Annotated in this window: 12 protein-coding genes and 3 pseudogenes; 3 read left to right on the top strand and 12 right to left on the bottom strand. The window is 64.9% G+C overall.

The genetic code is table 11. From position 1 onward, the window contains the following. Positions 1-34 precede the first annotated feature (34 nt). The 7 genes from ACW5DN_RS08650 to nudE form a co-directional block, all read right to left on the bottom strand. Positions 35-760, bottom strand: coding sequence for a TerC family protein (locus ACW5DN_RS08650; protein ID WP_456963006.1), 726 nt, complete (start codon positions 758-760; stop codon positions 35-37). A gap of 73 nt (positions 761-833) precedes the next feature. Then, positions 834-1,214, bottom strand: a complete 381-nt coding sequence (locus tag ACW5DN_RS08655; protein ID WP_456962291.1) for a diacylglycerol kinase — start codon at positions 1,212-1,214, stop codon at positions 834-836. Between the two features lie 240 nt (positions 1,215-1,454). Continuing rightward, positions 1,455-2,414 carry an isoaspartyl peptidase/L-asparaginase family protein gene (locus ACW5DN_RS08660; protein ID WP_456963007.1) on the bottom strand — a complete coding sequence of 320 codons (960 nt, stop codon included), beginning with the start codon at positions 2,412-2,414 and terminating at the stop codon, positions 1,455-1,457. A gap of 106 nt (positions 2,415-2,520) precedes the next feature. Beyond that, positions 2,521-3,825, bottom strand: a complete 1,305-nt coding sequence (locus tag ACW5DN_RS08665; protein ID WP_456962292.1) for a sensor histidine kinase — start codon at positions 3,823-3,825, stop codon at positions 2,521-2,523. Position 3,826: 1 nt separating this feature from the next. Further along, positions 3,827-4,537, bottom strand: coding sequence for a response regulator transcription factor (locus tag ACW5DN_RS08670; protein WP_456962293.1), 711 nt, complete (start codon positions 4,535-4,537; stop codon positions 3,827-3,829). A 90-nt stretch (positions 4,538-4,627) separates the two neighbouring features. Further along, the gene (cysQ, locus tag ACW5DN_RS08675) at positions 4,628-5,434 is read right to left on the bottom strand and encodes a 3'(2'),5'-bisphosphate nucleotidase CysQ (protein ID WP_456962294.1); all 807 of its coding nucleotides are present in this window, start codon (positions 5,432-5,434) and stop codon (positions 4,628-4,630) included. Next, positions 5,431-5,979 carry an ADP compounds hydrolase NudE gene (nudE, locus tag ACW5DN_RS08680; RefSeq protein WP_456962295.1) on the bottom strand — a complete coding sequence of 183 codons (549 nt, stop codon included), beginning with the start codon at positions 5,977-5,979 and terminating at the stop codon, positions 5,431-5,433. The genes cysQ and nudE overlap by 4 nt, the downstream gene beginning before the upstream one ends. 80 nt (positions 5,980-6,059) lie before the next feature. Here nudE and bioA point away from each other — a divergent pair, with 80 nt between their 5' ends. Further along, positions 6,060-7,475 (top strand): adenosylmethionine--8-amino-7-oxononanoate transaminase, encoded by a 1,416-nt coding sequence (gene bioA / locus ACW5DN_RS08685; RefSeq protein ID WP_456962296.1) that lies wholly within the window; start codon positions 6,060-6,062, stop codon positions 7,473-7,475. Further along, complete coding sequence (locus tag ACW5DN_RS08690) at positions 7,466-8,212, top strand: 16S rRNA (uracil(1498)-N(3))-methyltransferase (RefSeq protein ID WP_456962297.1); 747 nt, start codon at positions 7,466-7,468, stop codon at positions 8,210-8,212. Before bioA ends, ACW5DN_RS08690 begins: the two co-directional genes overlap by 10 nt. A gap of 30 nt (positions 8,213-8,242) precedes the next feature. Here ACW5DN_RS08690 and ACW5DN_RS08695 read toward each other — a convergent pair whose 3' ends face one another. From ACW5DN_RS08695 to ACW5DN_RS08710, 4 genes and pseudogenes are all read right to left on the bottom strand, one after another. Next, entirely contained in the window at positions 8,243-8,764 is a 522-nt protein-coding gene (locus tag ACW5DN_RS08695) for a chemotaxis protein CheW (protein WP_456962298.1), read from the bottom strand. 10 nt (positions 8,765-8,774) lie between these two features. Beyond that, entirely contained in the window at positions 8,775-9,995 is a 1,221-nt protein-coding gene (locus tag ACW5DN_RS08700; protein WP_456962299.1) for a chemotaxis protein CheB, read from the bottom strand. Continuing rightward, positions 9,985-12,465 (bottom strand): annotated as a pseudogene (locus ACW5DN_RS08705) (response regulator); the annotation flags it as partial. The gene ACW5DN_RS08700 and the pseudogene ACW5DN_RS08705, both read right to left, overlap by 11 nt. Beyond that, positions 12,417-12,905 carry a pentapeptide repeat-containing protein gene (locus ACW5DN_RS08710; RefSeq protein WP_456963008.1) on the bottom strand — a complete coding sequence of 163 codons (489 nt, stop codon included), beginning with the start codon at positions 12,903-12,905 and terminating at the stop codon, positions 12,417-12,419. The pseudogene ACW5DN_RS08705 and the gene ACW5DN_RS08710, both read right to left, overlap by 49 nt. Here ACW5DN_RS08710 and ACW5DN_RS08715 point away from each other — a divergent pair. Continuing rightward, positions 12,849-13,028 (top strand): annotated as a pseudogene (locus ACW5DN_RS08715) (pentapeptide repeat-containing protein); the annotation flags it as partial. The gene ACW5DN_RS08710 and the pseudogene ACW5DN_RS08715 overlap by 57 nt on opposite strands. A 339-nt stretch (positions 13,029-13,367) precedes the next feature. Here ACW5DN_RS08715 and ACW5DN_RS08720 read toward each other — a convergent pair. Beyond that, positions 13,368-16,221: pseudogene (locus ACW5DN_RS08720) on the bottom strand (Hpt domain-containing protein); the annotation flags it as partial. Positions 16,222-16,244 lie beyond the last annotated feature (23 nt).

The raw sequence follows: 16,244 nt of genomic DNA on the forward strand, positions 1-16,244 counted from the left end.
ACCATGCAATAGACGCCGGGTGAAGAAGGCGCGCCTAGTGGTGCAGTTGCTGCCTGGCGGCGCGACGCTTGGCCGCCAGGTTCAACACCTCGACCAGCGCCGAGAACCCCATCGCCCCATAGATGTAGCCCTTCGAGACATGGATCCCGAAGCCTTCCAGGATCAGGTACACGCCGATCAACACGATGAATGCCAGGGCGAGCATCTTGACGGTCGGATTACGATCGATGAAGCGCCCCAGCGGCGTGGCGGCCACCAACATCACCACCACGGCCAACAGGATCGCGCAGACCATGATCCAGGTCTGGTTGGCCATGCCGACCGCCGCGATCACCGAGTCCAGCGAAAACACGATATCGATCACGGCGATCTGCGCCAGCACCATCCCGAACGAGACCGCTGGCCGGGTGTGGATGTCATCCGATTCGGCTTCTCCACGGATCGAGTCACGGATCTCCATGACGCCCTTCACCAGCAAGAACGCGCCGCCCAGGATCAACACCAGGTCGCGTACCGAAATACCCCGGCCAAACAGCTGGAACAGATCGCTGGTCAGTCCGGCCAACCATGCCAGGACCAGCAACAAGCAGATACGGCTGATGCAAGCGACCGCGATGCCGATCTTGCGCGCCCGCTCTCGGGTTTCCGCCGGCAACCGGCTGACCGCGATCGAAATAAACACCAGGTTATCGATGCCCAGCACGATCTCGATCGAGCTCAGCGTAATCAGGGTGATCCAGACTTCCGGATCCATCAGCATCTCAGGCACGCGTGTGTCCCATGTCAGTTGAATAAAAGTGTTCTACGGCGCCACTACGACCGGGCGGGGTTAATCAGAACCATCTCGGCCCGACGATCAGCGCCCAGGTCAGTGCCACGTTCAGCATCAGCACGAACACCGCAGCCGACCCCATGTCCTTGGCCCGGCCCGACAGCTCGTGGAACTGTGCTCCATACCGCTCGATCACCGCCTCGACCGCCGAATTGAGCAGTTCGACACTCAACACCAGCAGCATTGACCCAATCAGCAACACCTGCTCGACAGGAGTCTGGCCCAGCCACCAGCCCAGCGGAGCGAGCACCACGAACAGACAGACTTCCAGACGGAACGAGGACTCATGCAGCCACGCCGCAGCAAGCCCCTGCAACGACCACCTGGCTGCTTTCAGCACGCGGCCGGGGCCGCGTGGCAGATGGCCGATCTGATCAGCCATCTCAGTGACGTTGCCCGTGAATCGAGGTCTCGTGGATCAGCATAGGGTCGGCATCAGTAGGGGCTCGGTAACATCCAGGGAGCCATTCGCGGAAGTTCACCCGGAAATTTCCGGGTAGACGCAACCAAGGCCACGCCAAGCCACCAATTTTGCCACAACGATCGCGATACCGTCGGCTCGGAACCCACCAGAACCCTACACACGGCCTCCCGACGCTGCGGTAGTGGCCGTCGCGAGGCGCTATTGCTCGAAGATCGCAATGCCACGACTTCCGTCCGGCTTGATCCAGGCGCGGTACATGGTGCCGGTGTTGAACGGCATCGCGATATTGCCTTTGCTATCAAGCGCGATCGCGCCGCCGTCACCGCCAGCGGCGGGGACAATCCGGTTGACGACCTCTTCAGCCGCTTCGGCCAACGAATCGCCGCGGTAGGCCACGCGCGCGCAAATATCGTGGGCGACCGCATTGCGGATATAGAACTCACCCCAGCCGGTACCGGACACGCCACAGTGCTCATCGGCCCAGGTGCCGGCACCAATGATCGGGGCGTCACCGATCCGCCCCCACTTCTTGTTGGTCATGCCACCAGTGCTGGTCGCCGCGGCAATGTGGCCATGCTGGTCCAGCGCGACCGCACCAACGGTGCCGAAATACTGGCCGGGCGTATCGTCGCCAACCGCCGCCTGTGCCTTTTCGAGTGCGCGACGACGGCGCTCCGTATCGAACCAGTCATTGGACACCCGCTCGATCCCGGGCTGCGTATCAGCGAACGCTTCGGCACCCTCACCGGCCAGCATCACGTGCTTGCTGTGCTCCATCACCGCTCGCGCCAGGTTGATCGGGTGGCGCACGGTGGTCACGCCGGCAACCGCCCCGGCACGCCGGGTGTGGCCTTCCATGATCGACGCATCCAGCTCATGGCCACCTTGCGCGTTGAATACCGCGCCCTTGCCGGCGTTGAAGCGCGGCGAGTCTTCCAGCACCTTGATCGCCGCCTGGACGGCATCCAGGGCACTGCCTCCGGCCGCGAGAACCCCGTGACCCGCATCCAGCGCCCGGCCAAGATCGGCCCGCGCCGCCTTCTCGTCATCAGCGCTGAGCGACTCACGCGGCACGTAACCGGCGCCGCCGTGGATCACCAGCGCGGTCTTGGAGGTGGTCGCGGTCTCCGCCACGGGCTGTTGTGCGTGGACATTCATGGCGGTCAACGCGAGCAGCAGGACGGGTGCGAGGAAAAGTGGGCGCATGGTCGACTCCGTGGTATCAGGCGCCGAGGATAGCGCGACCGGACCGCCTGCCCAGCGGCTAGCCGAGAAACCGGATGGTCGCAATGGTGCCCTGTCCCGGCAGGCTGCCCAGGCTCACCGGCCAGCCCATGCGTTCGCCAAGCCGGCGCGCGATCGACAGCCCCATGCCCCGCCCACCCTCGCGCGAGGTATCGTGCCGATAGAACGGGGCGAACGCCTTGGCGATCGTTTGCGCGTCCATGCCGATGCCGCTATCGCGAATCTCCACACTGGCTGCCTCCAGCCGCACCTCGATGTTGCCGTGATCGGTGAACTGGACGGCGTTGCTGAGCAGGTTGCCCACCATCACCGCCAACACGTGCGGCGGACCGAATAATTGCGGCCCGCCATTGTCGACCACCTCGATCGCGACCGGCTTGTCGCGAAGCATGGGACGGATGCGCTCCACTTGTTCCTGGACGATGTCGCGTACATCGAACTGGATGCTTTGTGGCGCCACGTCGGCTTCGCGAGCCAGGATCAGGAAGGCGTCGATCACGGCCTCCATGTCACGTCCGGCCCTCTGCACGCGGGCCAGCGAACGCAATGTCGTGGGGTGGGTATCCGGGTCACCGAGCATCATGTCGGTGGCCACCCGGATCACCGTCAACGGTGTGCGCAGTTCGTGGCTGGCGTCGCGGGTAAAGTCACGCTCGCGCTCGACGAAATCCGCTACCCGGTCGGCCAAACCGACCAGCGCGCGGGATAGTTCGCGTACTTCGCTGCCCGCTTCGACCGGCAGGTTGTGGGGCTTGATCAGGCTGGCGTCGGGGTCGCGCGGGTCCCATCGCGTTACCACGTTGGCCAGCCAACCGACCGGAGCCACCAGTCGCTTGGACGTGCGGTAGGTCAGCCACGATACCAGGTAGGTCACCAGCAACGACAGGATCAACGACACCAGGCCGGTAAGGCCGATGGCGCGATCAATGTGCCCCGCCTGGAAGACCAGGTAGAAAGTGCCTTGCGGGCGGCGATCGACCAACACCTCTTCGAACTGCTCCGGAGCGCCGGGCACTGCGACCCGGTATCGGCCCGGCGCCAACTCGCGCAGATACCGGGGCGCGGTGCGGTCGCCCGGAGCGGCCGGATCGACATACCCCGCCATGGTGGAGGTCCGCGGCAATGGAAATGCCGGGCTCGCCGCCCGGCCGACCCAAAACGTGTCGGCCTCACGCTGCATCCGCTCACCCAGGATGGTGTCGCGCACGGCAATACCCGTGAGCACCACACCTGCAGTGATAACGATGCTGGCCACGACGGCCTGCAGGATGAAGGCCAGCTTGATTCGGCGTGGCAGGCCTTCGGTCACGGCAACTTTTGCCATGTCATTCCGGCTGTTGTGAGATATCCGCCACCCGATAACCTGCCGATTGCACCGTATGCAGAAGTTGCTTGTCGAACGGTTTGTCGATTGTCTTGCGCAGGTTGTACAGGTGGCTCCTCAAAGTATCGGAGTCAGGCAGCCCGTTGCCCCAGATCTCGCGTTCGATCTCCTGGCGGCTTACCACGCGGGGCGATTCACGCATCAGGATCGTCAGCAGGCGCAGTCCGATGGGCGATAACTGCAGCTCGCTGCCACCGCGGGTCACTCTCAAGCTGGCCGGATCCAGCACCAGATCGGCCACCTTCAGCACCTCGCCGCCCACCTGGCGACGATCACGGCGGATCAGCGCGCGCAAACGCGCCTCCAGCTCCTGGATCGCGAACGGTTTGGTGAGGTAGTCATCGGCGCCGGAGGACAACCCCTTGAGTTTCTCGTCCAGGGTGTCGCGTGCGGTCAACATCAAGACCGGCGTCGACTTGCGCGCTTCTTCGCGCAAGCGCTTGCAGACCTCGATCCCGTCCAGGCGCGGCAACATCAGGTCGAGCACGATCACGTCGTAGCTGTTCTCAGCCGCAAGCCGGTAGCCGTCCAGCCCGTCAGCGGCAAAATCCACCTCGAAGCCGCGACCTTCCAGGTATTCGCCCACCATCTCGGAAATATTGCGGTTGTCCTCCACGATGAGGACCAACCCTCCATCCTGCGTACCCTGCATGAGTCGCTCCTGTCTTCAGTTTTGTGAAGACTGCCGACCGGCACGTAGACGTTTCGTGAAGATCAGCCGTCGAAGATTACCCGTCGAGGATCAGCCGTCGCTGCCGTCCCACTGACGCCAGGGCAACGCGGTATCGCCAAGTGCGATGAACGCCCCGTTGAGCAACGTATCGCGTTGGTTGTAGCGAAACGGCCGGCCTTGCAGGTCAACGACGCCACCGCCCGCGCCCTCCAACACCGCCTGACCTGCTGCGGTGTCCCATTCGCTCGTGGGACCAAAACGCGGATAGACGTCGATCGCACCCTCGGCCAAACGGCAGAATTTCAGTGACGACCCCAGGCCAACCGGCTCCACCGGCCCCATGCGTTCGATGAACGTCGCGGTACGTTGGTCGCGATGGGACCGACTGGCGGCAACCCGCAGTGGTGCCGTCGCGGGGCGGCGTACATGCAGCGGCTGGTCGATGCCATCGTCGCCGCGCTTGAACGCGCCCAACCCATCGCCGCCATGCCACACCGCACCGGTGGTGGGTGCCTGGACCACGCCCCAGGTCGCCACCCCATGTTCGATCAGCGCGATGTTGACACTGAACTCACCATTGCGCTTGACGAACTCGCGGGTGCCATCCAACGGGTCGACCAGCCACAGCCGCGACCAGCGCAGGCGCTCGGTCGCCGGGAGCTGTTTTGACTCTTCCGACAGCACCGGTATGTCCGGGGTCAGTCGGGTCAACCCGGCCACGATGCAATGGTGGGCGGCAAGGTCGGCGGCGGTCAATGGCGACTGGTCCGCTTTGTGATCGACCATGAACGGACTCTGGTAAACGTCCAGGATGCAGGTCGCGGCGGCCTGCGCCACGCTAATCACCGCTTCGCGCAGATCGTGATCAATGCTCATCCATGCATTCTCAGCCATTCCCGGGCGATGAACAATGCGGCGATGCTGCGGCCCTCGGAAAAATCGTCGCGAAGGATCAGCTCGTGCAACGAGTCGATCTTCCACGGCACCAGTTCCAGCGGTTCCGGCTCATCGCCCGCCAGGCGCTCGGGATACAGGTCGCGCGCGAGCACTAGATGAGTCGCATGGCTCATGTAGGTCGGAGCCAGGGTCAACTCGCGCAGCACGGTCAACGACCGCGCGCCGTACCCAGCCTCCTCCTTCAACTCGCGGTCGGCCGCCTGCACCGGCACCTCGCCTGCATCGATCCGCCCCTTGACCAGACCCAGCTCGTAGCGATGCACACCGGCGGCGTACTCGCGCACCAGCAATACAGTGTCCGCATCGAGCATTGGCACCACCACGACCGCGCCATGGCCGCGACCGTGCAGGCGCTGGAAGCGTCGCCGCTCGCCGTTGCTGAACTCCAGGTCGAGATGCTCAAGCCGGTACGGCCCGCTGTCGTCTTCCTCGATGCCATGGATGACCGGCAGCCTCCGGGTCATGGCGTGACACCGGTGACGGAAACCGGACTCGCGGGACGCGCGATAATGGACGAATGATAGAGAAGACTCACGATACGACGATGCTAGCAGAGCGCGGCGGCGACACGGACAACTCCGAAAACGAGGACGGGAGCTGGCGCGCACGCGACCTGGCGGTGCTGTGGCACCCATGCACGCAGATGCGCGAGCACCCCGACACCCTGCCCTTGCTCGCCATAGAGCGCGGCGAGGGACCGTGGCTGGTCGGTCGCGACGGCCGTCGTTACCTGGACGCCGGCAGCAGTTGGTGGACCAACCTCTTCGGCCATGCCGAGCCACGCCTGGCGGCCGCCATCTGCAGGCAGGCCAACACCCTGGAGCATGTGATCCTCGCCGGTTGCTCCCATGCCCCCGCAGTGGAGCTGGCCGAACGGCTGCTTGCCCTGGCGCCACGCGAGCCCGGCCGGCCCCCGATGACCAAGGTGTTCTATGCCGACAACGGCTCGTCCGGCGTCGAGGTTGCGCTGAAGATGGCATTCCACTGGTTCCGCAACCGCGGCGAGCTGCGCCGGACCAAGTTCGCCGCATTGGAGGGTGGCTACCATGGCGAGACCCTCGGCGCCCTCGCCGTCGGCGACGTTCCGCTGTATCGGCGCGTCTATGCGCCGTTGTTGACCGAGGCGGTGTTTGCACCCTCACCCGACGCCTACCTGGCACGACCCGGGCAAAGCGCGGCCAGCCACGCCGAAGATGCCGCCGACGCGCTCGCCCGGCTGCTCGATCACCACGCCGGCGAGATCTGCGCATTGATCCTGGAGCCGCTGGTGCAGTGCGCCGGCGGCATGCGCATGCACGACCCGGTCTACCTCAAGCGAGCACGCGAGCTATGCGACGTGCACGGGATATTCCTGATTGCCGATGAAGTCGCGGTCGGCTTTGGTCGTACCGGAACCATGTTTGCCTGCGAGCAGGCCGGCATTGCACCGGACCTGATGTGCCTGTCGAAAGGCCTGACCGGTGGCACCATGCCATTGGCAGCCGTGCTGGCGACCCAGGAGCTGTACGACGGCTTCCTGGATGACTCGCGCGAGCGCGCATTCCTGCACTCGCACAGTTACACCGGAAATCCGCTCGGGTGCGCCGCGGCGCTTGCCACGCTGGACATCTTCGAGTCCGACGACGTGATCGCACGCAACCAGGTCACTGCCGCGCGCATGGCGGAACTGGCGGCTCCGCTGGACGACCACCCCCACGTCGCCGACCTGCGCCAGACCGGGATGATCGTCGCTTTCGAGTTGACCAGGAACGGCAACAAGGCGACCCCCTTCGACCCCGCGGCACGCATTGGCTTACGCACTTACCGAGCAGCACTCGAGCGGGGGGTATTGCTGCGCCCGCTGGGCGATATCGTATATTGGATGCCGCCATACACCGTGGACGAGGATGCCCTGCAACTGTTGGCCAACACCACCCGTGAGGTGATCGACCAGGCCATAACGGAGGCCGGGTGCGCCTGACCCGGGTACATGTCGACCAGCCCCTGTTGCCGGGGACGGAACTGGCGCTGCCGGAGGGCCCCGCCGTGCATCTGGCGCGGGTGTTGCGCCTTGGCGTCGGTGATACGTGCACGTTGTTCAACGGAGACGGACACGATTACCCGGCGCAGGTCGTTGCGGTGGGCAAGCGCCAGCTGCGGGTATTGATTGGCGAGGCCCGCACGGTGGCGTGCGAGTCACCGCTGCGGATCATCCTGCTGCAAGGCATCGCGCGCGGCGAAAAGATGGACTTGATCATGCAAAAAGCGACAGAGTTGGGCGTCGCCGCGATCCACCCGATCATCTCCCAGCGCAGCGAGGTCAAGCTCGATCAGGCGCGTGCGGGAAAACGCTTGGCGCATTGGTCCGCGGTGGTCATCGCCGCTTGCGAGCAGAGCGGCCGCGCGGTGGTGCCGGTGGTGGCCCCACCCGTAGCGCTGGCCGATGCCTTGGGCGCACTGTGCGCCGATGACCGGCGCAGGCTGGTCCTTGATCCTGACGGTCCGCTTGCTTTTTCCCGGATGGAACTCGACACCAACCAGACCCTGGTACTTGCGATCGGGCCGGAAGGCGGATGGTCAGACAATGACCAGCAGCAGTTCGCTCAGGCGGGCTTCCAGGGCCTGCGTCTGGGACCGCGAATCCTGCGCACCGAAACCGCCGGCCTGGCCACGATTGCCGCACTCCAGGCCCGCTTCGGCGACCTGGCCGGCACCTGAATGAGTCACCAGAGCGGTGACCGTGCCAGCTCAGGCGGCCTGGTTGCGCGCCAGCGTCTCGGCGATCAGCGACTCGACAGCCTCCAGATCCGGCACGTAGGCGTCATCTTCGTTGAGCTTCACCCGCGCCTGAACCATGGCCGGCAATTCATCGTCGGCATCAACTTCCAGATGGGTGCGTGACACCGTCACCAGACGTGGAAATCCCTGGCTGAGGATGGCGAAATAGGGCGTTTTCGAAACGCCGCCCAGCGCCTTCAGTACCAGCACCTTGCTGCTCAACCCGCCTTGCTCCTGCGCCACCCCGGCCAGCGTCGAGAAACCAATCAGGGGCACCTGCCAGCCACGCCAGCGGGTCAGGCCGATCAACCAGTCCGGTGCCTCTTCCAGCGGTTCAGGCGGAGCAAAGGACATCACCTCGGCGATGGTGGCGTTGGGCAGCAGCAGTCGTGCGCCAGCGATCTGGATCAGTACCCCACGGACATCCTGCTCGACGTCCTCACTCCGGGATTGGTCGGCGACGGTGGCTTCCACGTGAGAATGATTTGACATATCGGGTTCCTCAGGACGGCCAGCGCCGTGACAGTTTCACGGCAAGTTCCGCCGGCGAAGCGACGTCGCCGCCACGCGCGGCCAGCGCATTGGACGCGTCGGCGTCATAACAGCCATCCGCGGCCTGTCCCGCCACCAGGGCACCGGCCCAGCCGTGGTTCAAGACTGCATCGACCTGGGAGGCATCACTGCCGCTCAGCAACAATATGGCACTGTCCGACGATGGCATGGACGCGATCAGATCCCCTTCCTGGTTGAAGCGGATCCCGCTATCGCTGACATCCACGCCGATCGAGTCGGGCAGGATGTAGACGATCCCGGCATGGGCAAACTGACCGGGTTCGGCAAGCCGCACCGGCAACGCGGTCGCACGTTGCATCTGTGCGACCAACTTGTCGTAACGCGCACCGGCCAGATGCTGCTGGACCAATATCGGCCGCGGGAACCCTTCCGCTATCCCGCCCAACAACTGCCGGACCGCATCGGGGCCTCCCAATCCCGCAAGTACCAGTACCGCCCCACGTGCCTGCTCGGCACCTTTGACGGGCGTGTCATCGACCAGCTCAAGGCCGGAGATACGCCGCTCCAGGTCACCCAGATCGCGCTGGAACCGGTCTTTGATGGTTGACTCACTGGCCACTTCAAGTGCCACGGATCCGTCGTCGAGACTCAGCTCTGCCGGGCGATCGTTCACGCCGGCCCGGTCCGGTGCAGGCGCCGCCACCGGGACATCTGTAATTTCCGCAAGCACCGGATCGAACTGATCTGACAGATTCAGCCCTTCCGGTTGTTCCGGTTGTTCCGTGGGAACTGTCGGCGCGACATCGGCCGTGACCACGACCTCGACGGATGCGGGCGCTTCCATCTCGCCAGGCTCGGTACCCGCCGGCAGCACGTCACCGTGCCGTTGCAGCTTGGCGATCAGGTGGCGTTGCCAACGCGCGACCTCCCAGCCATCGCGGTTGCCAGCCAACTCGGCTTCCTCGTAGATGACCTCGACATCGGAATCAAACAGCACCGCATCGAACCGGTCCAGCGCATCCTCCGTCGACGGGTCCAACGCAACCAGCACCACCTTCGGCGCAGCCTCCGTCAAGGTTGCAGGGTCAAGATCCAGTGGATCGCCTTCCAGTACGCATTCCAGGCCGGCCAAGCCCAGTACTTCGCGCAGGCGATCACAGGCCAACCCGGGACTGGCCAACAGTGCCGCCCGCCGCGATTCAGCCGTCATGGCGCACTTCGATCCCGAGCAGCTCATAGACATTGCGCATCAGTTCGGGTTCCTGGTAAGGCTTGCCGAGGTAGCGATCAACCCCGATATCCATCGCGCGCTGGCGATGCTTGTCCCCGGTGCGCGAGGTGATCATCACGATCGGGATGTCTCTCAGCCGTGGATCGGCCTTCATGTGGGTCGCCAACTCGTAACCATCCATGCGTGGCATCTCGATGTCCAGCAACATCAGGTCGGGTACGACATCGGCCATCCGCTCCAACGCGTCGATGCCGTCCTTTGCCGTCGCCACCTCGAAGTTGTGCCGTTCCAGGACCCGACCGCTGACCTTGCGCATGGTCACCGAGTCATCCACCACCATCACCAGCGGCACCGAGCGGGCTTCCACCACTTCCGTCACGTTGCCGGAGTAGTCGGCGGGCAACGCCGCCTGGCGACGCACCAACGGAGCGATATCGAGGATTACCACGACGCTGCCGTCGCCCATGATGGTCGCGCCGAAGATGCCAGGCAGCGAAGCCACCTGCGGCCCAACGGGCTTGACCACGATTTCCCGGTTGCCGATGACCTGGTCGACCAGCACCGCAACCCGCAGGTCGCCGGAGCGAACCAGCAACAGCGGCATCTGCAACTGGCCTTCCGCCTTCGCCGGGCCGTGGCCCGACAGCTGGCCGAGGTCGTGAACCACGTAGTCCTCGCCGCCGTAACGGTAGGTGGCATCGCGTGGCTGGCCATCGGCGTCGACCAGTTCCTCGCGCGCTATGCGGGATACACCGCGGATCGATGCGATCGGCACCGCGAAGTTGACCTCGCCAATCTTCACGAACACCGCCTGGGTGACCGCCAGCGTCTGCGGCAGGCGCAGGACGAAGGTGGTGCCCTTGCCGGACTCCGACTGGATGTCCAGGGTACCGCCCAGCTGCCGGACCTCGTTGGCAACCACGTCCATGCCGACGCCCCGTCCGGACAGGCGGCTGACGGAGTCCGCAGTCGAGAATCCCGGCTCAAGAATCAGCGCATCGAGGTCGAAATTGCTCAGCACCGCATCGCTGCGGATCAGTCCGCGTTCCTCGCCGCGGCGACGGATGCTCGCCCGATCCAGTCCGCGCCCGTCGTCGGCGATCTCCAGCACCACCTCCGATCCTTCGCGGCGGATCAGGATATGGACGGTGCCTTCTTCGGGCTTGCCGGCTTGCTTGCGCTCCGCCGGGGTTTCCAGCCCGTGCGCGATGGCATTGCGCAGCATGTGCTCCAGTGGCGCGGTCATACGTTCCAGCACGTTGCGATCCAGCTCGCCGCTGGAGCCGTCCAGCTTCAGCAACACCTGCTTGCCGAGCTCACCGGAGGCCTGGCGGATCACGCGTCGCAGGCGTGGCAGCAGGCCATCGAAGGGCACCATGCGGGTGCGCATGAGGCCTTCCTGAAGGTCTGAACTGACCCGCGACTGCTGCAGCAACAAGGTTTCGTACTGACGCGTCAGGTCGTCCAGGGTGAGCTGCAGGCTGCCCTGATCGGCGGCCGATTCCGACAGCGCCCGTGAGAGCTGCTGCAAGGTGGAGAAACGATCCAGTTCGAGTGGATCGAAAACCGAGTCACCCTCTTCGGCCTCACGTTGATAGCGGGCGACGATCTGCGCCTCGGTCTCCATCTCCAGCCGGCGCAGCTGGTCACGCATACGGGTATTGGTTGCCGCCATTTCCGAGATGGCGCCGCGGAACGCGCCCAGCTGCTGTTCCAACCGGGCCCGGTAGATCGCCACTTCACCGGCGTAGTTGACCAGCCGGTCAAGCAGGTCGGCGCGAATACGCACCTGCTCCTGCGGCGCGCGCACGACGATATCGTCATCGTCGTCTTGCTGCTGGTCATCAATGGGCGCCGACAATGGCGCAAGCGTCGCACTGGTGGTGCTGCCGGGCGCTTCTGCCTGGGGTGCCGTCGCCGCCGTGTCGCTACTCGGCTCCACAACGAAGACCGCGGCATCCCTGCTTTCGCCGCGGGAACGCGCTTCAAATTCGGCGATCAAAAGATCCGGCATCGCGATGGCGCGACGTCCGCCGACCCGGGTGACCATCGCGTGCAGGCGGTCGAACCCGCGCTCCAGCAACGGCACGCCATCGCTGCCGAGTTCACGGCGCTGTTCGACCACCGCTTCCAGCAGCGATTCCATGACATGGCCGAGTTCGCCAACGGCCATGATCCCGGCCATGCGCGCACCGCCCTTGAGCGTATGCAGGTCGCGTTGCAAGCCGACCAGCGGCTCGCGTTCCTCGGGGCTGTCGCGCAGCGCTGCCAACAAAGAGTCGGCATGGTCGAGCAGGTCAATGCCTTCTTCGACGAAGATATCGACCAGTTCGGGATCCAGGTCGGTCAGGTCCAGATCCTGATCGGGATCCTCGATCCGGCTGATGGTATCGAGCCGTGCTACCGCTTCAGCGACATCGACATCGACATCGACATCAGACGATGGCTCAACGGCCTCGGCTGGCAGTTCATCCTGACCCGATGGTACGAGGGCGGATTCCTCCACCCCGGAGCTGGCGATCTCGACCGGCGCCGCCTCGAGCGCGGCTTCTGTTTCAGCACTTTCAAGCGCAGCCTTGGCTGCTTGCTCTGCGTATTCGATCTCGAGCGCGGCGTATTCTGCCGCTTCCTCGGCCTCGATCCGCTCAGCCTCGATCCGCTCAGCCTCGATCCGCTCAGCCTCGATCCGCTCAGCTTCGATCCGCTCAGCTTCGATCCGCTCAGCTTCGATCCGCTCAGCCTCGATCCGCTCAGCCTCGATCCGCTCAGCCTCGATCCGCTCAGCTTCGATCCGCTCAGCTTCGATCCGCTCAGCTTCGATCCGCTCAGCTTCGATCCGCTCAGCTTCGATCCGCTCAGCTTCGATCCGCTCAGCTTCGATCCGCTCAGCTTCGATCCGCTCGGCTTCGATCCGCTCGGCTTCGGTCTGCTCGACTTCGATCCGTTCGGCTTCAACCCGCTCGGCTACGATCCGCTCGGCTACGATCCGCTCGGCTACGATCCGCTCGCCTTCGATTCGTTCGGCTTCGATTCGTTCGGCTTCGATTCGTTCGGCTTCGATTCGTTCGGCTTCGATTCGTTCGGCTTCGATTCGTTCGGCTTCGATTCGTTCGGCTTCGATTCGTTCGGCTTCGATCCGTTCGGCTTCGATCCGTTCGACTTCGATCCGTTCGGCTTCGATCCGTTCGGCTTCGACCCGCTCCAACCCGGCGCGCTCGGCGTCAATCAGCGCGATTTCGTCCGCCAACGCGGTGTCGTCATCACCCGCATAGGGGGTCAGATCGACCATCGATATCCCGCTGGTGGCCATTGCCGGCAGTGGTACGTCGATGTCGACCAGCGGCCCCGATGCCCGGGCATCGGGAAGGCTGTCGCGCAATGCCCGCATCTGCTCGGCCACGCCGGCGAACTCCGGCACCCGCGGCCGGTCCGACTGCAGCGCGGCAAGCGTGCTGGCGACGGCGGTCGCAACCCCCGAGATCGCCGCGACACCCTCGACCGTGGCTGGCAACCCGGTTGCCAACAGTCGCCGGACATAGGCTTCTGCGGGCGTGGTGATCTCGGTGATGACGGGCACTTCCGTCATCGCGAACGCGCCGTTGAGGGTGTGGATCGCACGCTGCAACTGGTCATCAGCCGGCTGCGGGTAATCCTGGGAAGCGCTCAGCCAATCGTGGATCGTGCCCAGGTGCCCGGTGACTTCGGTACCGAGGATCTCCAGCAACACCGGGTCAACCGAAGCGGGAATTCCGGACGGCTCCTCGGGCAGTGCTGGAGCTTCGAGTCCGTCGGTCTCCGGCACCACGTCATGCGCGTCGCCTTCGGCTTCACTGGCGGCACCCATATCCGCCGCGCCGTCCGCCTCCCCGCCCGTCGCGACGGTCGGGGTATGGAAGACTTCCTCGCCGTCGGCGATCCGATCAGCCACGGACTGGATGCCCTCGAGATCGGCGGTGATCGTCCCGACCCCTTGCAGCGCTGCGTGCAACTGCGGCAGGGCGGCGTGGGCTTCATCGACGATCGCCACCACCGCGGGGCTGGCCAAGCGCGTGCCTTCCAGTACGCGGTTGAGGACATTCTCGATCTTCCAGCTGAACTCACCCAGTGTGCTGGCCCCGACCAGGCGGCCGCTGCCCTTGAGGGTATGGAAGACGCGACGCAACGAGCGCAGCTGCTCCATGTTTTCCGGCGTTTGCCGCCAGACGGACAGCTGTGTCCCCAGATTACCGATCTCCTCCTCCAGTTCCTCCAGGAAGACTTCGCGGATCTCATCGTCGATGTCATCGTTACTTCCAAAACCATCGACACCTCGGCCTACCAGCACGACCGATTCGGGGTCGTGCGCCACCAGCCCGGACGTGACTGTCGGCGCGGTCGACTCCGGTTCCGGGGTCTCGTGCATCGCTGGGGCATCGATCGACAACCGGTCTATCGCGGCGGCGGCCTCGTCCTCATCGCGGGATGACAGCGGTGATGGCGTCGCGGCCTGGTCGGCGTCGAGCGGTGTCGGCACCGGCCAGTAGCCCAGCGTCGCCAGGCTATGACGGGCGATTTCCAGGATGCGGTCGCGGCTGGGCCGCTGCTCGCGCAACGCTTCCAGGTAGTACTCGACACTGGCCAGGGCGTCGGCCATGGTGTCCAGCTGCTTCCCGTTGGGGACACGTTTTCGGTCGATCAGCTCGACTTCGACATAACGTTGTATGCCAAACAGATAATCCGCCGGCAGGTTGAAATCCAGGATGCGCAATGCACCACTGACCTCCCCCAGCAGGCGCGGAACCTCGACCAGCTCAGCGTGGTCCCAGTTGGTCTCCACGAACGCTACGAACGACTGGCGGGCGTCACCGAAGTTCGCAATCGCCTCGCGCACCACGACCTCGAGGATCTTGCGCGACTCGCTCGCCAACAGATCCTCGTCGGCGTGATCGTCCGACAATCCCAACCGGGCGACTTGCTCGTCGAGCGAAGCGTCCACATACAAAAGCGCGCCGGCGACATCCAGCAAGACGGATTCTTCCGCGGCGCGCTGGCCGGAGACGATCTCCTGCATCGCATCGCGTTGCTGCACCACCACGCCGCGAGCGATTCCCAGCCCGAGCATGCCGAGGGTGTCGCTGACCCGACCAAGGGTCTCCACTTGCGGGCGCAGGTCGTCCACCCCGGTCTGACCCGTGCGCAGATGCAGATCGAGTGCGTCCTTCACACGCAGCAGGTCTTCCTTGAGCGCGCTGGATACGGTGTCCAGCAACGCACGATTGCGGCCGCTGAGGCTGCCTCGAGCGTGCTCGAGTTCCGATACGGTGGGTGGCGCCGCATCCAGCTCGAAGGTCTTGCGCAGGCTGTCCAGCGCCGGATGGCCGTCGTCACTATGGGCAACGTGGTACAGCAGTTGTCGGGTCGGCTCGGCACTGGGCTCGCCGCCCGGTGCACGGTAACCGGTTTCGCCCAGCAGCTGCCGCGCCTCACGTTCCACGCCGCCAAAGGCGAGGCGCAAGGTGCGCGTTGGAGGCAGTGCGCCATCGCGCAACGCACCGGCAACCGAGGAAGCGACCCACAGCATGCGCCGCAACGGCTCGATCGAAACTTCCGAAAGCAGGCCGTCGACCAACTGGGCCAGCCGCGCGGCATCTGCCGGCGCGCCGTTCTCGGGCCATTGCGCCAGCTCCCGGCCCAGCGCTACGAGGTTCTCACTGGCCGGCTGCCGGCCGGTGCGAATCGTGTCCGCATTCTGCTGGGGTGCCGGCAAGTCGACCGGCAACGGCCGGTTCATATTCGGCGCGAACAAGACACTTTCGTTCAGTCCGGCCTCACCCCGCGTGGCGCGCAACTCGTTGAGCAGCGGCAGCAATACGATAGGAATATCCCGGTGACCACCCTGCAAGCGCTCAAGGTAATCGGGCAGCTGCACCACCCCGCGCATCAGCATCGTGCAGGCGTCGTCGCGGTCGCTGATCTCGCCATGGAGCAAGGCCAGGGCCAGTCGCTCCATTTCCTCGGCCACCATTGCCGGCGCGTACAGCTCCACCATGCGCAAGGTCCCGTGGACCTGGTGCAGGTGGCTGGCGCAGATCCGCATCGCGCTTCCGTCGCCGGGCGACTCGGCGTACGCCTCGATCTCCTGGCGCGCCTGGCGCAAGGTCTCGTCCAGCTCCGGCTTGATCCAACCCAGCGTGGTGGTGTCGATCGCATCGCGCATCACGGTCATCACGCAGCACTCCACTGGTTAGC

It is taken from the genome of Lysobacter sp. A289 (assembly GCF_054072675.1).

Excerpts from the sequence above, each read along its gene's own strand:
- ACW5DN_RS08660 (WP_456963007.1), bottom strand. The coding sequence starts at position 2,414 with ATGAATGTCCACGCACAACAGCCCGTGGCGGAGACCGCGACCACCTCC.
- ACW5DN_RS08655 (WP_456962291.1), bottom strand. The coding sequence starts at position 1,214 with ATGGCTGATCAGATCGGCCATCTGCCACGCGGCCCCGGCCGCGTGCTG.
- bioA (WP_456962296.1), top strand. The coding sequence starts at position 6,060 with ATGCTAGCAGAGCGCGGCGGCGACACGGACAACTCCGAAAACGAGGAC.
- ACW5DN_RS08670 (WP_456962293.1), bottom strand. The coding sequence starts at position 4,537 with ATGCAGGGTACGCAGGATGGAGGGTTGGTCCTCATCGTGGAGGACAAC.
- nudE (WP_456962295.1), bottom strand. The coding sequence starts at position 5,979 with ATGACCCGGAGGCTGCCGGTCATCCATGGCATCGAGGAAGACGACAGC.
- ACW5DN_RS08665 (WP_456962292.1), bottom strand. The coding sequence starts at position 3,825 with ATGGCAAAAGTTGCCGTGACCGAAGGCCTGCCACGCCGAATCAAGCTG.
- ACW5DN_RS08650 (WP_456963006.1), bottom strand. The coding sequence starts at position 760 with ATGCTGATGGATCCGGAAGTCTGGATCACCCTGATTACGCTGAGCTCG.
- ACW5DN_RS08695 (WP_456962298.1), bottom strand. The coding sequence starts at position 8,764 with ATGTCAAATCATTCTCACGTGGAAGCCACCGTCGCCGACCAATCCCGG.
- ACW5DN_RS08700 (WP_456962299.1), bottom strand. The coding sequence starts at position 9,995 with ATGACGGCTGAATCGCGGCGGGCGGCACTGTTGGCCAGTCCCGGGTTG.
- cysQ (WP_456962294.1), bottom strand. The coding sequence starts at position 5,434 with ATGAGCATTGATCACGATCTGCGCGAAGCGGTGATTAGCGTGGCGCAG.